This window comes from Peribacillus sp. SIMBA_075, from assembly GCF_046534585.1.
Genome location: NZ_JAWRYN010001255.1, coordinates 1 through 248, shown reverse-complemented (window position 1 = coordinate 248; position 248 = coordinate 1). Strand labels below are relative to the sequence as shown.

1 pseudogene is annotated in these 248 nt (G+C 37.9%); it reads right to left on the bottom strand.

Going from position 1 to position 248, the window contains the following annotated elements:
- Positions 1-248: pseudogene (locus SB775_RS32360) on the bottom strand (oligoendopeptidase F); the annotation flags it as partial.

The following is a 248-nucleotide window of genomic DNA, read 5'->3' as shown; positions in this document are numbered from 1 at the left end:
CCTGCGGAATAGGTGTAAGAATATAAGCCCATATAATAATGAGGTTGGCGCATCCAAGTTAAGCCAGCACCTTCGTCAATTTCTACAGAATTTCCCCAGAATGTCGAAAGTACATTTGTTTTTATTTCAGTTAAAGTTGAAGCTGTAAGTGCTTCTCCTTCTTCTGCTAGGGTATATACTCTTCTTTGATATTCTCCCTCAAGTAAGTGAGTAACAAAGTTATGATAATATGTGCCAAGTAGTTGCAG